Origin of the sequence: Chlorobaculum sp. 24CR (genome assembly GCF_004118635.1) — a bacterium.
Classification (GTDB): domain Bacteria; phylum Bacteroidota; class Chlorobiia; order Chlorobiales; family Chlorobiaceae; genus Chlorobaculum.
The window spans coordinates 1-533 of record NZ_SDGU01000092.1; the positions used below are offsets into that span (position 1 = coordinate 1).

Here is a 533-nt window from a genome sequence, read left to right on the forward strand (position 1 = left end):
GTTGATTTCGCTGCTTCAGCATGGATTGCCGCGTCGCTATGCGCCTCGCAATGACGGGGAAAGTACAAGACACTTTGGAATTGACTTGACACTAGCTATGCTCATGTTTATGCATTTCGGTGCGAGCCAAGCTAATGCTGATCTTGTATGCGTTGACCGACCGGTTTATGCCCCATCTCCACAGACTCCAGCGAGCGAAAGTATTCCTTTTACGGTTCTTTTTGGGGATCCTTATGATTTTAATCCAAGCCTAACGGATCCAAGTTATGGAGATGATTCTTTCAATTATTACCTTCGTATCGGCTCTGGAATCATTACTTACACTTGGGACAAAGGTACCTCTCAGGCGAACGATACTTGCGATATCAGCCGCACAATCACACTCAAAAGTTCTTATGAAAAGACTTATACTGAGACAAGCTCACAATCGATTCAAACTAGTGCAACATCACGATAAAATAGCCGCATAAATATTACCTTCATCTTCAACGATCAACCCAACCATCTTGAAGATGAAGAAGTACAGAGTGACC

The 533-nt window shown here is 43.5% G+C and carries 1 protein-coding gene; it reads left to right on the forward strand.

Features of this window, described 5'->3' with window-relative positions:
• On the forward strand, positions 1–457 hold a 457-nt coding region (locus EST62_RS13575; protein ID WP_209019450.1), incomplete at its 5' end, for a hypothetical protein.
• Positions 458–533: the final 76 nt, after the last annotated feature.